We start from the raw sequence: 16,617 nt of genomic DNA on the forward strand, positions 1-16,617 counted from the left end.
CTTGCCACTGTCTCTAATTCGCTATTTTCCTGGATTATGGGGCCCAGGATTGGCGCCATGAGGAGTTGCTGCGGGGGCGGGGCAATCTGCCATCAAGGCTTCAGCAACTTGCCACAGTCGCTGCGCGTTGGAAGCCTTGACCAACACCACATCCTTGGGATTGAGTTTGTTCCGCAATATTTCCATCGCTTCATCCACGCTCAAGGCAATCTCAGTATTTATACCCTCTCGGGTTGCTGCCTCACACATTGCCCTACAGCATTCACCATCATTCGGATCCACCGCGATGAGCTCCGTGATGTGAAATCTCGCCAGTTCGGTGGCCAGCGCCACATGTTCTGCCACGGATTCTTCGCCGAGTTCACCCATTTCTCCTAAGACAGCAAAGCTGTGAGCGTCTGGGCGGGCGCTAGCGGTATAGGCTAGTGCCGCGATTCCGGCGCGCATAGACTCCGGGTTTGCATTGTAGGAGTCATTGATGACGGTGACACCATCGCCTCGAGTGTGAACATCCATGCGGTGTGCTGAGGCAGGCTTTGCTTCCTCTAAGGCCGTCACAATGTCGGCCATCCCCAAGCCGCAATATTGTCCGACGGCTGCCGCCGCCAAGGCATTGGATACCTGGTGGGCACCAAAAACTCCCAGGTGGACTCTGCGGGTTTCTTCCCTTGGCAGGTGGAGGTCAAAAGCGGCACGAGCGATATCATCGAGATCAATGTTGCTGGCGTAAATATCAGCGTCGACAGCCGGTGGAGTAGCTACGGAGTAGGACACTACCTTTGCGGTAGTCCGGGCGCTCATGCCGATAACAAAGGGATCATCGGCGTTGAGGATCGCTATTCCGTCCTCAGGTAGCGCAGCAACTAATTCCCCTTTTGCTTGGGCGATGTTTTGGCGTGATCCAAATTCCCCCAAGTGAGCGGAACCCACATTGAGTACGACGCCGATGTGGGGTGGTGCGATGTGCGCGAGATGAGTGATATGCCCTAAACCACGCGCAGACATTTCCGCGACCAGGAATTTCGTGTCCTTAGTGCAGCGCAATGCAGTGTAGGGATGGCCCAGTTCATTATTAAAAGAGCCCGGTGGTGCGATGGTGGGTCCGGCGTGGGATACCACTTTGGCTACTAGATCCTTCGTGGAGGTTTTGCCGGCTGAGCCAGTAATCCCGATGATTGTTAATCCCTCTTTCACTAGTCTGCGCATAACTTCGCGAGCTAGTGAAGATAACGCCCCAATGACCGCGCTTGCTGAACCGTCCTCGTCGTGAGCAAAAGCTTCCGCGTTTCCTGAAGCTGGGCCGCGGGGTTCAACAATAATGGCCGGTACTCCTACGGGTCGAGCCGCAAGTACCGCCGTCGCCCCTGCTTGGTGCACCGCTTGGGCGGCAAAATCGTGCCCGTCTACTCGAGCTCCGGGTAAGGCAATAAAAAGATCCCCGAGCGAGATTTTTCGGGAGTCAAACTCCACTGCCCCGGTGATGACGTGGTCTGGGTCGGTGACCTGATCTAGCCGGCCACCAACGATGTCTGCAATTTCTTTTAGACTCAGCTCAATCATGGACTAGTCCTCCTTCCCTGTTGCCGCCTGAAATCCTCGCAGCTCCAAAGCAGTGCGCATTTCTTCTCGGTCATCAAAGTGATGTGTAGTTGTGCCTATAAGCTGTCCGGTTTCATGCCCTTTGCCAGCAACAATTACAGCGTCGCCGGGTTGTGCCCACGCCACTAATTCCCTAATGGCCTTATGTCGATCCCCGATAATCCGAATTTCCGCACCTTGGTGTACTTGGCGAGCCCCGGCGGCCACCGCCTCTCGAATGGTTGCTGGATCTTCCGTTCGAGGATTGTCATCACTAATAATCACAAGATCGGCGCGCTGAGCTGCTGCCTCCCCCATCATCGGTCGCTTTGCTTTATCCCGATCCCCTCCGGCCCCGAGAACTATTCCGATTCTTTTTTCCGTTTGTTTCCGAAGAGTATCCAAGACTGCCGCTACCGCAGCGGGTTTGTGAGCGTAGTCAACAACGGCAATAAAGTCTTGCCCCTGGTCTATTCTTTCCATTCGGCCGGGTACTGCTACTTCAGCAATACCGGAGGCTACCGCCGCTACATCCGCTCCCACCGTGGCGGCTGTAGCTAGGGCCAATGCTGCGTTCGTGATATTGAAAGCACCAGGTAATGGCATGTGAACAGGAAGTTCTTGAGCACCTAGGTGGAGTAAGAAATTTTGTCCGCCCTGTGGTTCAACCTCCACATCGGAAACCCAGATATTTGCTTCGTGATGCTGCGGACCCCCGGACACCCGGAGTGGGTCTATCGCAATATCGGCCATACGCTGCCCCCAGTCATCATCAACACAGATGATGCTGTGCTGAGCTCGCACACTGGATGCGGGGTGGAAAAAACGTGCTTTCGCTTCGAAATAATCCTCCATGGTGGGGTGAAAATCGAGGTGATCTTGAGATAAGTTGCTAAAAACCGCCACGTCAAATGCGCTACCATCTACTCGGCCGAGGGCTAGAGCATGGCTAGATACTTCCATGACTACGTGAGTAACTCCGGAATCTGCCATGTGTCGGAAGAGATGCTGCAGCATAGGTGCTTCCGGGGTGGTTAATGGGGTATCAACCGGATTTCCATTAATCCGAGTTCCTGTGGTCCCAATAAGTCCGACGCTACAGCCCGCTTTTCTTAACCCGGCTTCTAAAAGATAGCTGGTCGTGGTTTTTCCTGAGGTGCCGGTAATCCCAATCAGCGTGAACTCTCGAGAAGGGTGCTGATAGATCTCTGCAGCGAGCACACCCAAAATAGCGCGAACGTCCTCAACGATGATTACTGGGCGAGTGTCCCCTTGCTCCCGAAGAATCTTCGCCCCAGTTTCATCGCTTAAGATCGCCGCGGCTGGGGTGTTATGAGCATAGCGAGCACCATGGGTGCGCGTGCCTGGCAGGGCCGCGAAAAGGCCACCCTCTGGTAGCCGGGAGGAGTCTAGTCCGATGTCATGGATAAGCAAATCTTGGCTGCGGTCAGCGTTCTCGAGCCTACCGCCAGCTAAGTCCACCAGGGTGGAAAGTTTTGTCGCCATCGTACTGATCTCCTTGGGTAACAGATATTTTTGAGGACAGAGTATTAATTCGCTTGCAACACCAATTGCCCCTCCATCGGTGGTGACGGCGGCACATTATCTCGGTCTAAAAGCCAGGATGCGATATCGGTAAATAGTGGAGCTGCAGACTGTCCCCCTTCTCCGTGAACTCCGCGATGAGGTTCATCAAGCATGATAGCTATGACATAACGGGGATCATCAGCCGGTGCGATACCAGCAAACGTAATCCAGAACTGATTTTGAGAATAGGCCCCCGTCTTGGGATCTACCTTCTGAGCCGTTCCCGTCTTTCCCGACAGTTGATAACCCGCAAGCCCAGCATTACCCGCCGTTCCGCTTTGCACACCCGTCGGATCATGCTGCAACACAGCTCGGAACATATCCACTACAGTGCGCGCAGTCTTCGCGCTGACCACCCGCGTCGTTTTCGGTTTATCCAAGGGCTGCTGTTGGCCGTTGGGTGAGGTAATAGATTTAATTATTCGAGGCTCGACCCTTTCTCCACCATTTGCCAAAGTTTGATAAATCGACGCCATCTGCAAGGTGGTCCATGACATGCCCTGACCAATCGGCAGATTGGCAAAAGTACCTCCACCCCACTGCTCTGGGGCAGGATACAGTCCCTGGGATTCGTTCGGTAACTCAATACCGGTACTTTGCCCTACTCCAAATCGTTGAAGATAGTCAGCAAATTTTTTCTCCCCTAAACGCTGCGCCAATTCCAAGGTCCCCACGTTGGAGGATTTTCCAAAGATGCCGGTAGTGGTGAGATTCAGCGTGCCGTGCTGCCACGCATCATTCACCCGCACCCCAGACATTTCTATGCTGCCAGGTACTTGATGAACTTCATCCGGTGTTGTCAACCCTTCCTCAATAGTGGCGGCCGCGGTAATCACCTTGGCTACCGAGCCCGGCTCAAAAGGATGAGATACCGAGGTGTTATCAAAGGTGTGCCCTTGTTCTAGCTGTTTTTGCACCTCGGAGTTGGGATCAATGGTATCTGAGTTCGCCATCGCCAACACCTCAGCAGTCTTAGCATCAAGCACCACGGCAGAGGCATCCTGAGCTCCGGAATTTCGCTTCGCTTGTTCAAGCTGCTGCTGCACATAGGTTTGTAAATCAAGATCCAAAGTCAGGTCAACATTTGCTCCATCTACAGCCGGCACCTGGTCTCTCAATGTTCCAGGAATTACTTGGCCGTTGACCGACACGTCCTCGGTTTTGCGCCCATTGATTCCTCCGAGAGTAGAGTCTGCCCAGGCTTCAAATCCAAACTGACCTTGGCCGTCCATAGATACTTTGCCAATAACGTTTTCCCCAACAGCGCCGTTCGGATACTGCCGAATGTCTTGGTGATCTGCCGCCACCCCGTGATATTCGGAAGCGATTTCTGCTGCCACATCGGGGTCGACATTGCGCACCAACACCTCATAGGTGGAATCCTCTTTAAGTTTCTTGAGGATGTCATCGCTTTTTACTTGATCTTGAGCAGCATTGGTGGCACCTTTAATTTTCTCCGGAATACCTTTAGCCATATCTTCGAGTTGTTGCTCAACTCGTTGGTCCCGCTGTTGATCCCGGGCAGCGCTATTTAACCCTTCTGCGGCCATCTGCTGATCAGCTAACTCCCCCAACTCTTTCCGAAGCAAAGTGGGAGACACCGTTAGAGAACGAGCTTGCATGGTGTAGGCCATCGGACGCCCATCACGATCAGCGATTTCCCCACGACGAGCTGGTTCGGTATATACCCGGGAGCGCTGTAGTTCTGCCTTGTTGTGCAAATTGGGACCCCACACCAGCTGAACCCAGGCGAGTCTCCCAATCAGCAGTCCCACCACAACAATGACCACCGTTACGACTACAGCTACACGTCTAGAAGTGCCAAAAGTTTGAATTTCGGGTTTGACTCGCGGCCCGAGGCGTCGAGCCTTGTCCTGAGGACGTGGTTGTTGCTCTCGATAAGGCGAACGACGGGACGAGCGCCCTCGTCCCGCTGGACCTCTGCCATCCTGTGGAGGCGTCACGACCTACGCTCACCAACCTTACTGTCGACGTGGCGAATAGGGAGCTTGAGCAGGATCTTGGGAATTCTGCCCAGTGACATTGTTCTGCGTCTGAGCATTCTGCTGCGGTAACCGTTCACCCTGAGGCACAGCGGCCAACCGATCAGACATATTACGGGTGTCTTCTGGGCGGCTGCTTGCCGTTTGCTGAGAATTTGATTGGCTATTGATATCAATAACCGGCCGTGTGGTGTTGTCACCTGGACGCTGTTCCACCATCACACCATGCGCATCGGGCCCTAGCACCGTAGGTTGCACTGGAACCACCATATTCATCTCCGCAGCCTGCTTAGCCAGTGCCGACGCAGAAGACTTATCCGCAAGATCCCGATGCAAGGTTTCCAGCTGATTTTCTAATTGAGATTCCTGGGACGTGAGATCTTGCAGCGCAAAGGCCTGCTGCGTGGTGACTCCAGAAAGGTACATTGTTAACCCGATTGCACTGATTAACATGGCGACTGCTGCACCAGCTATTTTTACCCAGCGGTGCGCTACTCGAACAGAGCCAATCTGTCGGCCCCGAATGGACACCACCTGACGGCTCCCAAGCCGTCCTTGCTTACGCGACGGGGTTTCTCGCTGACGCCGAGACGGACTCGACGGCTGGCGAGAGGGAGCTGGCGCAAAAGCTGTCCCGGTCGACCAATTGCGGGTAGCTGTACGACTTCGCCCTGGCGCCGTTGTGGAACGCGCCCCTACATGTGAGCGACGTTCAGTGCCCCGCACGGTGCCACTCGGACGAGAGCTATTTCGCTCCCGTTCCCGACTACGGGCACGGGTGCGGGTGAAGCGATCGCTTCCAGTTGTCATAGTCATCGCTGACCTCCGTACTCTGTGCTCGTTTTCTCAATTGCCCGGACCCTCACCGGCGCAGCTCGTGAATTATCAGCAATCTCTTGCGGCGAGGCTTTTTCAGAACCACGGGTCAGCAACCGAAATTGTGGAGCTGTTCCAGGCAAATCCATCGGTAATCCCGGTGGCGTCGCCGACGCTGTTAGCTCACTAAAGGATCGCTTGACGATGCGATCCTCTAATGATTGATAGGACATAAAAACCATGCGTCCACCCGGCGCTAGCAGGTCTGCCATAACCGGTATCACCCGCGTCAGAGAATCCAATTCCTGGTTAACTTCCACCCTTAAGGCTTGGAAAGTTCTCTTCGCGGGATGTCCGCCACTGCGCCGAGTAGCCGCCGGAATCGTGGCATAAAGCAATTCCACGAGACGCGCCGAAGACTCAAAGGGGGCTTTTTCTCGCTCCCGAACAATAGCGCTGGCTATTTTTCCAGCGAAACGTTCTTCACCATAGGTTTTGAAAATCCGCGCCAAATCCCCATGCGCATAGGTGTTCAGGACATCAGCTGCGGTGATCCCGGAACTAGGATCCATCCTCATATCCAACGGAGCATCGGCCCGATAAGCAAACCCTCGGTCCAGCTGGTCCAACTGCATGGAGGAGACTCCAAGATCAAAAAGCGCAGCGTGAATGCCCGACGCACATATCTCGTGAAGATGACTATCATCCTGGATTGCTTCAGCAAGGTCATCAAAGCGCGCATGCACCGGGAAGAACCGATCTCGATAGGGCTGGAGACGATCAGTAGCTTGACTAAGAGCAGAGGGGTCTCGGTCTACCCCCACCACAATGGCATGAGGAAATCTCCGCAGAAAGTTTTCACTGTGCCCACCAGCCCCCAGGGTGCAATCGACGATGGCTGCCTTATCACCTGCCCTCGTAATCGCCGGGCTAAGAAGTTCGGTTACCCGATCTTTGAGCACTGGGACGTGGCCATAATCGGTGGTGGTGTGGTCCTCCAAGGCGATGCCCCCTGTGTTGTCTTAAGCCATTCATTGCTTCAAGTGCGCGGGGCGCATATAGGGCCCTGTCCGAGGGGCAATCTGATATCGGGGAAGTACACCAGAGTGTCAACCTCGAACAGAGTCCATATACGCACTCCGTGGAGGTGAGCCTTTATAACAGGCCACCGAGCACGTCGTCCGAGTCAGCTGATGAGAAATCAGCTTCGGTTTCTTCCTGGTAACGAGACCAGGATTCTGCATCCCAGATCTCCAAGAAATCCACTGAGCCGATGACTACGCATTCCTTGACTAAGCCGGCATATTCGCGATGCGCTGCCGATAAGGTGATGCGCCCTTGACTATCAGGCCGTTGCTCATCCGCACTCGCTGCGAGGTTTCGAATGAAAGCTCGAGCCTGAGGGTTTGTCCTCGAGACCGCTGCTGCTTTACGAGCGCGAGCTGCGAACTCCTCCCGGGGATAGACCGCAAGACTGTGGTCTTGCCCCTTCGTGACAGTAAGGCCCCCAGCTAATTCCTCACGGAATTTTGCTGGAAGAGTCAGTCTTCCCTTGTCATCAAGCTTCGGGGTGTAGGTACCCAAGAACACAGTCGGTACCCTCCTCCTCCGCTCGACGACACGGATCGACTTTCTCACGCTATGGCGTGATGGCCTCTCCCTAACAAGAGAGCATCACTCCACCGCTGCGCCCCACAATACCCCACTTTCCCCCACAATCAACCTCGACACACCCCTTAATTTTGCCGAAAACTATCATTTTCCCAGGTTAACCAGGAAAAAACAGCAAATAATCTCGCTAGGCTGACACACCTGGAGAAGGCGCTATACCCCCATCAAATACCTCTTTAGGCACAGTACTGGTATTGCGACTCATCAATACCAATAATCACAGACTACACAAAAACCCTCTTGACCTGGGCCATTTACTATAGTCTCCCCTCGCAAACTGGCCGGGAGGTATGTCAGTGGGGAGGAGTGGGGATTGAAAGTGGGAGAAAGTGGGGGATCCGAAGATAAAAGGCTCGGCACACGTGGCGAAGCCTCTCGACGACGATAGCTGGAGCAAAGAAAACCCTGGTCCCCCTTATCAGGGCAAGACCAGGGTTGATGATGTAAAAGTCTACCGGAAGTTAGTGTGGACTAGAAGTGGTACGGATAATGGTTTAGGGATTGTCGAATCGTCTCCGAAAGTTATCTTCTAAACGGTCCCCTAGACTAGAACCACGTGATGGTGATGGTTTCTTCTGTGGTTTGTGCCCAAAATTGATCTCCGATGCACTGCGTCCACCGCGCAACATCCAAATGCCCGACCCTAGCATCAGGGCAAACCCACACACGCTTAGAGCTACCCACCATAGGCTGGTTTGAGCTAAGGCCACTCCGCCTAGCAGGAGGACGAGCCCTAGTACGGTTAAGGCTACCCCACGCAAGGTGAGCCCACTTACCGGATTGCTATAGCTATCATCGTGCCCCACGCGTGCCCCGAATCGAGGATCATCAGCAAGCAAAGACTGCTCAATCTCGCGAAGCATCTGACGCTCCTGGTCTGATAATGACACAGCATTCCTCCCGGCGATATGCGTTTCACTATCACATCAGCATGGTCTGTGATTTTAGCGGACGTGATAAGAACCCTTACAGCTCTATTAACGTTTAGGCTAGCGCGATTGTTCCGTAGGCGCCGCCAAAAATATAGAGAACGATCATGAGCGCCGAAAAGAAACTATGCTGCGGAAGAGTAGATACCCCCGTTTTCTACTTCTTCGAGGAACTGTTCCACCTGTTCGATTAGCCGATCTACCACCTTCGAGTCTCGCAGATCCGGCGCTCCTGCCAGGAGCCGTTGACGCTGAGACCGGTAGCTCCGAAAAACTTGCGCCCAATATTCACCTTGGCTGTCAATAAGCGCTAACTTGTGCCAAGCATCTTGAGTCCCCGCACGGCGCTTTTTTGGAGCTGACTGGGATATCCGGGATCCCGCCACTCGAAGAGCTGCTTGATAAGCACTTTCGAAGGCTTGGGCATAGTGTCCCCCCGCGCGCTGCTCAATGGCTTGAGCAAGCAGAAAATGCGCACGACTAAGGAAAGAGGACCGCCCCTGCCATGGTTGACTAAAACGAGTAGTTGCTGAAATTACCTGAGCCACGATCTCCACATCCTTTCCCAAAATAATCTTTCTGCGTTGCTGTGACTTTGACACTAGATAGCGCCTCGGACATCACCACTTAAAAAATCGAACTTTTGTTCTAATTTTAGCATCTTGAGCAACCCCATCGGAAGGTTTTTGCCTTATTTAGTCCCACCACGCAAGGTTTCATGGTTCGATAGAGATTGTGACTGTGGAAATTCGGCGCCTAAGTATCCCTGAATTTTCGGTGCATTGTCCCGCCTTCGTAGACATCTACCTGACCGCAATGGGATATAGTCCGTCACTTCGGAATCGCCAGATCGAGAATTGGCGTCGTGACACATCCCGCCCCGCCTTTACCGCTCTCTGCGCGATAGAACAGGACTTCATCATCGGGGTGGCATACGGTTTCCTAGGAACTCCAGATCATTGGTGGTATCGCCAACTTGAGCATGGTCTCGCCCACCACTCTCCCCCCATCACCCACTACCGAAACATTTTGTCCAGTTTCTTTGAAGTAGCTGAGCTTCACGTCGCGCCTTCTCGACAATCTCGAGGAGTAGGGCGAATGCTCATATCTCAGCTTCTCCACCACGTGCCCGCCGACTATGCCGTGCTCTCTACCCCCGAGGTCCCTCAAGAATCTAACGCCGCCTTTCACCTCTATCGTTCGCTAGGATTCCAAGATCTGCTCCGCAACTACTATTTTTCTGGGGACTCACGGCCTTTCGCCGTGCTGTATTCCGCTTTGCCAGTCAATTCCAGCATTGTCAGCAACGGTCGGTAATGTTGGGAACGGTCCCATCGTCATGTCCCAGAGGTCCGCGTCCCATGAATATTCATCAAGAAATCCCTGCCGAGGTCACTAAGGCTCTGGCCGACTATATCGATTCCCGGCACGAGGAAGTCCGCACCATTGGGGCACCGGTCGACAAGGCTGTCGGTCACCTATCTCGCTTCATCCTCGAAGGCGGCAAAAGAGTCCGACCTCTCTATGCCTGGACTGGTTTTTTAGCAGCGCGTGGACTGTCCGGAGAAGAAGACCCCGACGCCGTAATTCGCGCAATCTCCTCCCTGGAATTTATCCAAGCCTGCGCCCTCATCCATGACGACATAATTGATGCTTCCGATACCCGCCGGGGCAATCCCACCATCCACCGAAGCGTAGCCCGGACCCACCAGGAATCACGTTGGTGCGGATCAGCAGATCATTTTGGTGAATCAGTGGCTATTTTAGTCGGAGACCTCGCCTTAGTTTGGGCCGAAGACATGTTTTTGGAATCGGGTCTATCCCCGGCAGCATTAACCCGCGCCCGAGCACCCTGGCGGGGAATGCGCACCGAAGTCATTGGCGGCCAGTTGCTCGATATTTCCTTGGAAGCCGCCGGAACCGAGGATATTGCTGCAGCCAATTCAGTCAATCTCTATAAAACTGCGGCCTATACGATCGAGCGCCCCTTACACCTGGGCGCCGCTATCGCCGGAGCCGATGACACTGTCATCTCCGCTCTTCGTCATTATGGGCGAGATATTGGCGTCGCATTCCAACTCCGTGACGATCTTCTTGGGGTCTTTGGAGACCCAGCTATCACCGGCAAACCCGCTGGCGATGACCTGAGACAAGGGAAACGTACGGAATTATTATGCACTGCCTTAACCTACGCAGATCGCCATGACCCTGCGGCCGCTGCCGAACTTCGCCGGCACGTGGGACGAACCAAAGATGATGCCATCATCCAGCGACTCACCAGCATCATTCAAGACACCGGCGCTGAAGACGTCATCGAGTCCAGGATCAGTGACTTAAAGGCCTCTGGCATTGATTATTTATCTTCAGCGCACATTCCCGACGAGGTATTCACCCTACTCAAGGAATTAGCGCTCAAAGCTACCGAACGGCGGTATTAATTGTGAGAATTTCTGCCGCGACACTCCCCTCGTGTTTTTCCCTCACCATCGGTTCTACTCTGTTACTTTCCTTCAGCTCCTTTGGTGCCGGAGCTACCCGAAACCGCGGTGGCGTCCTCGACGCTCTTCATCTCGGATTCCTCGCCTACGGGCACGGTGCAGCCCTCTCGAATATAGGTTTCTTCCTAGGTCTGGTACTTATTGTCGGCACTTGGGCTTTAGCCGGACGCCGCTATGTTTTCTGCACTCTCGATAGCGAATCTGAACGTCTGTATAAGATACGACGTCTACTTCTTGCCCAGATTCTCTGCCTTATTCCAGCCGCCCCGATGTTATCGAGGGATGTGTATTCCTACCTCATGCAAGGGGCTATGATCCGCGACGGATTTGACCCCTATACCCAGGGAGCAGCAATTGATCCCGGCCCCATGCTGCACGAAGTCTCCTTTGACTGGCGAAACACCACGACCCCTTACGGGCCCTTGCATTTATGGCTCGGCGATGCCATCACCAAAATAGTTGGCGATAACGTCACCCTAGGGGTTTTACTCTATAAATTCGTCTCCATTGCTGGGTTCTTCGCCATCATGTGGGCAATTCCCCGCATTGCCGTCAAACTCGGCGGAGACCCGATCATGGCTCTTTGGCTCGGTGTCGCCAACCCCGTCATGGTTCTCCACATGGTGGGGGGAATGCATAATGAATCCGTCATGGTCGGGCTCGTAAGCCTCGGGATCTATCTCTCCTTAAAAAAGCACTTCTTCAGCGGAATCGGCCTCATTGGGCTGGCGGTGTCTCTCAAAGTTACCGCAGCGATTGCTGTTCCCTTCATCGTGTGGCTCGCAGTACGCACCTACGGCGGACAATTAGGCGACCCCTGGGGACCTAGAATCATAAGTTTCTTCGTGTCAGGGGCGATAGCTCTCAGCGAAACAATTGCAGTAGTGAGCCTAGTAACCTGGCTATCTGGTTCTAGCTGGGGTTGGCTATCACAAATCAGCGGGAATTCTAAGGTCATTAACCCCCTGGCACTTCCCTCATTACTTGCCAGCCTGATCACCCCCTTCTTCCAACTAGGGAATGAAGACTTTTCCTTTAACACCCCCCTCGCCATTTTCCGCACCGTCAGCATGGGGTTCATGCTGCTTGGACTAGTTATAGTGTGGTGGCTCTTCCGCAAAAACGCACGAACTGCTGTCGCCGGCACCGCCGCCGCCTACCTTGTAGCATTCATCTTTAACTCGGTGACCCTGCCGTGGTACTACGCCAGCGTGATTTCCTTGGTGGGAACCGTCAAACCACCGCATCTTCTGGTTCGCTGGGTTATCGGTCTCTCCATCGTCGTTACCATGGCGTTCTCGGGTTCCGGAAACCACATGCTTTATAACTTGGCGTGGATGGTCGTGTCCGGACTCGCGGCTTGGGTGATGAGCGATCTTTGCGTCGGCCCTCGCCGAAGAGTCAGCCTCACCCATACCCCAGCAGTGAGCTAAGTCTTAAAACGCCATCGCCTGTGCTCGACGCATGACTTCCCTCGCTAAATGACCGTGAAGTGCGTCAACGGGACGGCCCGGCAAAGAATCATCCTCGCTAAATAGGTAGCGCAAAATTTCCCCATCCTGGTATCCGCCGTCGGACAACAAGGTGATAACGCCGGGTACAAAACGATTGATTCCCTTTTCGCCCAAGAACACTGCCGGGATTTTGCGCACTCCATGATCCCACACCGCAATCAACTTACGCTCCTTGACCATATTGATGATGTGGGTTACCGGAACATCCAGGCGCTCTGCTACAGCCGGCACGTCCAGTAAAGGTTCGTCAGCAGACAAAACTGAAGATTTGATGTTATCAGCCACGCAGCTACCTTAGCACTGTTTAACACCTCTTCGCGGGGGCTTGTGGCACGTCGACCCCCATATCGTCCATACTTATAGCCATGGTTGAACTGAAGGTCGGGGATATCCTCGAAGCACGCTACCGGATCGATCGACCGATTGCCCGTGGTGGAATGTCAACTGTGTACCGCTGCGTTGATTTAAGGCTAGCGCGAGCGGTTGCGGTCAAAGTCATGGACCAACGCTTTGCTACCGACCCAGTTTTCCGTACCCGGTTTCGCCGAGAAGCCCGAGCTATGGCTCAACTCTCTCACCCCAATTTGGTGAACGTCTATGACTTCGGCTCCGACGGAGACCATATTTTCCTCGTCATGGAATTAATTACCGGCGGAACTCTCCGGGAGCTTTTGGCTGAAACTGGACCATTACCCCCGTATGCCGCCGCAGGAGTAATACGAAGCTTGCTCACTGGACTGTCAGTAGCCCACAACGCGGGTATGGTCCATCGCGATATCAAACCCGATAACGTCTTAATCAACAATAACCACCTGGTGAAACTCGCCGATTTTGGGTTGGTGCGGGCAGCTTCGCGCAATACCGAAACCGGAAAAATCGTTGGCACAGTGTCGTATTTGTCTCCCGAACAAGTAAGTGGCGGGGAAATTACCACAGCTAGCGATGTCTATTCTGCCGGGATCTTATTTTATGAGTTATTAACTGGACACACCCCCTTCCATGGCGAAACCCAGCTTGATCACGCTTATCACCGCTTAAAAGAGGATGTTCCCTCGCCTTCCGCTGCGGAGCCTGGCATTCCGCATTTGGTTGATGAACTCGTCGCCACTGCAACAGCGCGGGAACCCTCTCAGCGTTTCACCGACGCCGAGGAATATTTAGCCGCTCTCGATGATGTGTCCCGGGAATTGAAATTCCCCAACTATATCGTGCCGATTCCACAAAACGCAGCGGCTCACCGTGCCGCGGAAATCCCCCCTGATACTAGCGGTTTAACTGGACCTTTAGAGCCTACCGGCATTATTGATCATCCGGATAATTCTCGATCCGAGGATCTCACTGAGGTGATTCGACAAACTCGTGTGGCTGAACCAGATCCAGCGTGGGCACCCTCTTTCAATGACAATCCTGCTGCCCACGAAACAAGTATCCTGGCTCAGCCTAACGTCCCCGGTGGTGCCATTGCTCCCGCACGTCAACCAGTTTCTCCAGATGCTCCCCCTCCTGGAGAAACGCACACTCATTCAGCTCCCATGTCTAATAGATCTGGCTGGACTTTGGCTTTATGGCTCGTGGTCATCGCAGCGTTAACTGCGGCAATCGCCTTAGGCGGATGGTGGTTTGGATCAGGTCGTTATGGAGAAATACCTCAGGTTTTCGGGATGGGGGAACAGGAGGCTACCCGTGTTTTAGAGCAAGCGGGCTTTAGCACTGAAGTCCGCGAAGTTTACGATAACAACACGACGGTCTCTTTGGCCGCTGGGACTGATCCAGCCGCCGGAGAAAAGGAAGTGCGCGGCCGCAGTGTTACCTTGTTAATCTCGCTAGGGAAACCAGTAATCCCGGCGCTACCTGATAATCGAGATCCCGAAACCTATCGACAGGCTCTCACCCAGCATTCTCTGGTATATCAGCGCGCTGAGCAAGAGTTTTCCGATAGCATCCCGGAAGGGAAAATCGTTCGGGTGGACCCAAGTCCGGGTCAAACCGTCAATGTCGATACTCAGATTTCCGTGCACCTAAGTAAAGGGCCTGCCCCGGTCAAAGTTCCTGACGTGAAGAAAATGGAGCTCGATAAGGCCCAGGAAGTCCTAGAAAAGGCGGGCCTTAAACTCGGAGATATCCGCCACCAGTTTGATGCCAACGCCGAAAGCGGGCTTGTTTTTGCCACCGATCCACTCCCGGGGGTCGAGCTAGCTAAAGGCTCAGCGGTAAATGTCAGTGTCTCTACCGCCATCAAGGTCCCCGATGTCGTTGGGTTAACCAGAGATAAGGCCGAGGAGAAGCTTCGAGCTGAAGGAATTCAGGTGAAAAGCGTAGAAGTTGCCCCTAATACTGTTGCTGATCGTGCAGATACCGTGGTGGAAATCAGCGCTGAACAGGGGCAATACTTAGATCCAGAAAATGCCTGGGTGATTCTTAAAACACCGGAAAAGGTTAAGGTACCCCGTCTTCTCGGATCGAAAATCTCCGACGCCCGCCAGAAACTGGAAGCAGCCGGCTTAGGGATAAGAAGCAGCGATGAGGATTCTTCCCGGATATATCATCAAAGCCCGAAAGCCGGAGAAGAAGTATCCCCGTCTACCGTTGTCACGGTCGACGGGCTCTAGCCGAATCACCAGCGTTAACGGCGCAACATTTCTGCTACGAGGAAAGACAATTCCAGCGCCTGCTGGGTATTTAGCCGTGGATCACACGCAGACTCGTAGCGGCCTGGCAGATCGACGTCGGTTATATCCTCAGCACCCCCTAGACACTCAGTGACGTTCTCACCGGTGAGCTCAATGTGAATGCCACCGGGGTGTGTCCCCAAGGAACGGTGTACTTCAAAGAAACCTTGAACCTCATCGAGAACCTTGTCGAAATGACGGGTCTTATAGCCATTCGATGAGGTAAAGGTGTTCCCGTGCATCGGATCTGTTTGCCACACCACTTTGTGCCCGGATTCTGTCACCGCTTGGATAATTCCTGGCAAGACGCTGCGCACCTTGTCATGCCCCATCCGAGCCACCATTGTTAGGCGCCCTGGTTCGCACTCGGGGTCTAATCTATTGGCGTAGGCGACGGCTTCTTCTGGAGTGACCGTCGGGCCAATTTTAATGCCCACCGGGTTGGCAATCATTGCTGCGAAGTTGACATGGAAGTCTTCGAGCCCACGGGTTCTTTCCCCAATCCAGAGCTGATGGGCAGAAAGATCATAGAGCTTAGTGGCCCCGTTTTCATCTTGACCTAAGCGAAGCATTGCCCGCTCATAATCCACCAGTAGGGCCTCATGGGAGCAGAAAATATCAGCGGTCCGCAAGTTCGTGTCATCAATTTGACAGGCATGCATAAACCGAAGACCACGCTCAATTTCTTGAGCTAAGGCCTCGTAGCGAGCTCCGGCTGGTGAATTAGTAACAAATTCCCGGTTCCACTCGTTTAACCGGAATAAATCAGCAGTACCTGATCCAGTCAATGCTCGGACAAGATTCATCGCCGCTGAGGAGTTCGCGTAGGCCCGAATCATTCGCGCCGGATCGTGCCGTCGAGCCTCCGGAGTGGCTTCTACCCCATTAACAATATCTCCGCGGTAATTAGGTAGACCATGGGCATCGAGATCTGCGGATCGAGGTTTAGCGTATTGCCCTGCAATACGCGCCATTTTTACCACCGGGGTTGAGGCCCCATACGTCAACACCACAGCCATTTGCAACAAGGTCTTAATATTTGCCCGAATATGCGGCTCTGTATTGGATTCAAAGGTTTCTGCGCAATCTCCGCCCTGGAGCAAAAATGCACGACCTTCGGCTACTTCCGCAAGTTGATGCTTAAGGGCATAAATCTCCGGAGGCAAGACAATAGGCGGAACTGATTCTAAAATCTTTCGCACCGTATCTGCCTGGTCCTTGTCCCAGGAGGGTTGCTGCTTAGCGTCACGGGCAATAACGTCTTCAAATACTTCGTGAATCCCGTCCGGTAACGGCGGAAGATCAGGAAGCGCTTCTTTAGGGATATCTACAGTCCAGCTCACCCCTCCATT

The 16,617-nt window shown here is 53.7% G+C and carries 14 protein-coding genes; 4 read left to right on the forward strand and 10 right to left on the reverse strand.

What is annotated here, in order from left to right:
- Positions 1 to 21: 21 nt before the first annotated feature.
- The 8 genes from GP475_RS07860 to GP475_RS07895 all read right to left on the reverse strand — a co-directional run bounded on the left by GP475_RS07860 (position 22) and on the right by GP475_RS07895 (position 9,186).
- Positions 22 to 1,560, reverse strand: a complete 1,539-nt coding sequence (locus GP475_RS07860) for a UDP-N-acetylmuramoyl-tripeptide--D-alanyl-D-alanine ligase (RefSeq protein ID WP_187973876.1) — start codon at positions 1,558 to 1,560, stop codon at positions 22 to 24.
- A 3-nt stretch (positions 1,561 to 1,563) separates the two neighbouring features.
- Positions 1,564 to 3,084 carry a UDP-N-acetylmuramoyl-L-alanyl-D-glutamate--2,6-diaminopimelate ligase gene (locus GP475_RS07865; RefSeq protein WP_187973877.1) on the reverse strand — a complete coding sequence of 507 codons (1,521 nt, stop codon included), beginning with the start codon at positions 3,082 to 3,084 and terminating at the stop codon, positions 1,564 to 1,566.
- A 44-nt stretch (positions 3,085 to 3,128) separates the two neighbouring features.
- Positions 3,129 to 5,129, reverse strand: a complete 2,001-nt coding sequence (locus GP475_RS07870; protein ID WP_187973878.1) for a peptidoglycan D,D-transpeptidase FtsI family protein — start codon at positions 5,127 to 5,129, stop codon at positions 3,129 to 3,131.
- An 18-nt stretch (positions 5,130 to 5,147) separates the two neighbouring features.
- Positions 5,148 to 5,978 carry a hypothetical protein gene (locus GP475_RS07875; RefSeq protein WP_187973879.1) on the reverse strand — a complete coding sequence of 277 codons (831 nt, stop codon included), beginning with the start codon at positions 5,976 to 5,978 and terminating at the stop codon, positions 5,148 to 5,150.
- Positions 5,979 to 5,980: 2 nt separating this feature from the next.
- Entirely contained in the window at positions 5,981 to 6,985 is a 1,005-nt protein-coding gene (gene rsmH, locus GP475_RS07880; protein ID WP_224400567.1) for a 16S rRNA (cytosine(1402)-N(4))-methyltransferase RsmH, read from the reverse strand.
- Between the two features lie 154 nt (positions 6,986 to 7,139).
- Positions 7,140 to 7,574, reverse strand: coding sequence for a division/cell wall cluster transcriptional repressor MraZ (gene mraZ, locus GP475_RS07885; protein WP_187973880.1), 435 nt, complete (start codon positions 7,572 to 7,574; stop codon positions 7,140 to 7,142).
- Positions 7,575 to 8,149: 575 nt separating this feature from the next.
- Positions 8,150 to 8,545 (reverse strand): DUF3040 domain-containing protein, encoded by a 396-nt coding sequence (locus GP475_RS07890; protein WP_187973881.1) that lies wholly within the window; start codon positions 8,543 to 8,545, stop codon positions 8,150 to 8,152.
- 164 nt (positions 8,546 to 8,709) lie between these two features.
- Positions 8,710 to 9,186 (reverse strand): SAV_6107 family HEPN domain-containing protein, encoded by a 477-nt coding sequence (locus GP475_RS07895; RefSeq protein ID WP_187973882.1) that lies wholly within the window; start codon positions 9,184 to 9,186, stop codon positions 8,710 to 8,712.
- 133 nt (positions 9,187 to 9,319) lie between these two features.
- Between GP475_RS07895 and GP475_RS07900 the strand changes: the two genes are divergently transcribed.
- From GP475_RS07900 to GP475_RS07910, 3 genes are read left to right on the forward strand one after another with little or no spacing between them, the layout of a single operon-like run.
- On the forward strand, positions 9,320 to 9,901 hold the full coding sequence (locus tag GP475_RS07900) for a GNAT family N-acetyltransferase (protein WP_187973883.1): 582 nt from the start codon (positions 9,320 to 9,322) through the stop codon (positions 9,899 to 9,901).
- A gap of 44 nt (positions 9,902 to 9,945) precedes the next feature.
- On the forward strand, positions 9,946 to 11,022 hold the full coding sequence (locus GP475_RS07905) for a polyprenyl synthetase family protein (protein ID WP_187973884.1): 1,077 nt from the start codon (positions 9,946 to 9,948) through the stop codon (positions 11,020 to 11,022).
- A gap of 2 nt (positions 11,023 to 11,024) precedes the next feature.
- Complete coding sequence (locus GP475_RS07910) at positions 11,025 to 12,515, forward strand: alpha-(1->6)-mannopyranosyltransferase A (protein ID WP_187973885.1); 1,491 nt, start codon at positions 11,025 to 11,027, stop codon at positions 12,513 to 12,515.
- Positions 12,516 to 12,518: 3 nt separating this feature from the next.
- On the opposite strand, the gene GP475_RS07915 is transcribed toward GP475_RS07910, so the two are convergent.
- Positions 12,519 to 12,869 (reverse strand): Rv2175c family DNA-binding protein, encoded by a 351-nt coding sequence (locus GP475_RS07915; protein ID WP_394367430.1) that lies wholly within the window; start codon positions 12,867 to 12,869, stop codon positions 12,519 to 12,521.
- Between the two features lie 92 nt (positions 12,870 to 12,961).
- Between GP475_RS07915 and GP475_RS07920 the strand changes: the two genes are divergently transcribed.
- Positions 12,962 to 15,205 (forward strand): protein kinase domain-containing protein, encoded by a 2,244-nt coding sequence (locus tag GP475_RS07920; RefSeq protein WP_187973887.1) that lies wholly within the window; start codon positions 12,962 to 12,964, stop codon positions 15,203 to 15,205.
- A 14-nt stretch (positions 15,206 to 15,219) separates the two neighbouring features.
- Here GP475_RS07920 and GP475_RS07925 read toward each other — a convergent pair whose 3' ends face one another.
- Complete coding sequence (locus tag GP475_RS07925) at positions 15,220 to 16,608, reverse strand: class II 3-deoxy-7-phosphoheptulonate synthase (RefSeq protein ID WP_187975856.1); 1,389 nt, start codon at positions 16,606 to 16,608, stop codon at positions 15,220 to 15,222.
- Positions 16,609 to 16,617: the final 9 nt, after the last annotated feature.

The organism is Corynebacterium poyangense (assembly GCF_014522205.1).
Taxonomy (GTDB): Bacteria; Actinomycetota; Actinomycetes; order Mycobacteriales; family Mycobacteriaceae; genus Corynebacterium; species Corynebacterium poyangense.

Bases quoted from the DNA above. Each gene is read 5' to 3' on its own strand.
- GP475_RS07860 (WP_187973876.1), bottom strand. From the start codon at position 1,560: ATGATTGAGCTGAGTCTAAAAGAAATTGCAGACATCGTTGGTGGCCGG.
- GP475_RS07865 (WP_187973877.1), bottom strand. From the start codon at position 3,084: ATGGCGACAAAACTTTCCACCCTGGTGGACTTAGCTGGCGGTAGGCTC.
- GP475_RS07875 (WP_187973879.1), bottom strand. From the start codon at position 5,978: ATGACAACTGGAAGCGATCGCTTCACCCGCACCCGTGCCCGTAGTCGG.
- GP475_RS07905 (WP_187973884.1), top strand. From the start codon at position 9,946: ATGAATATTCATCAAGAAATCCCTGCCGAGGTCACTAAGGCTCTGGCC.
- GP475_RS07920 (WP_187973887.1), top strand. From the start codon at position 12,962: ATGGTTGAACTGAAGGTCGGGGATATCCTCGAAGCACGCTACCGGATC.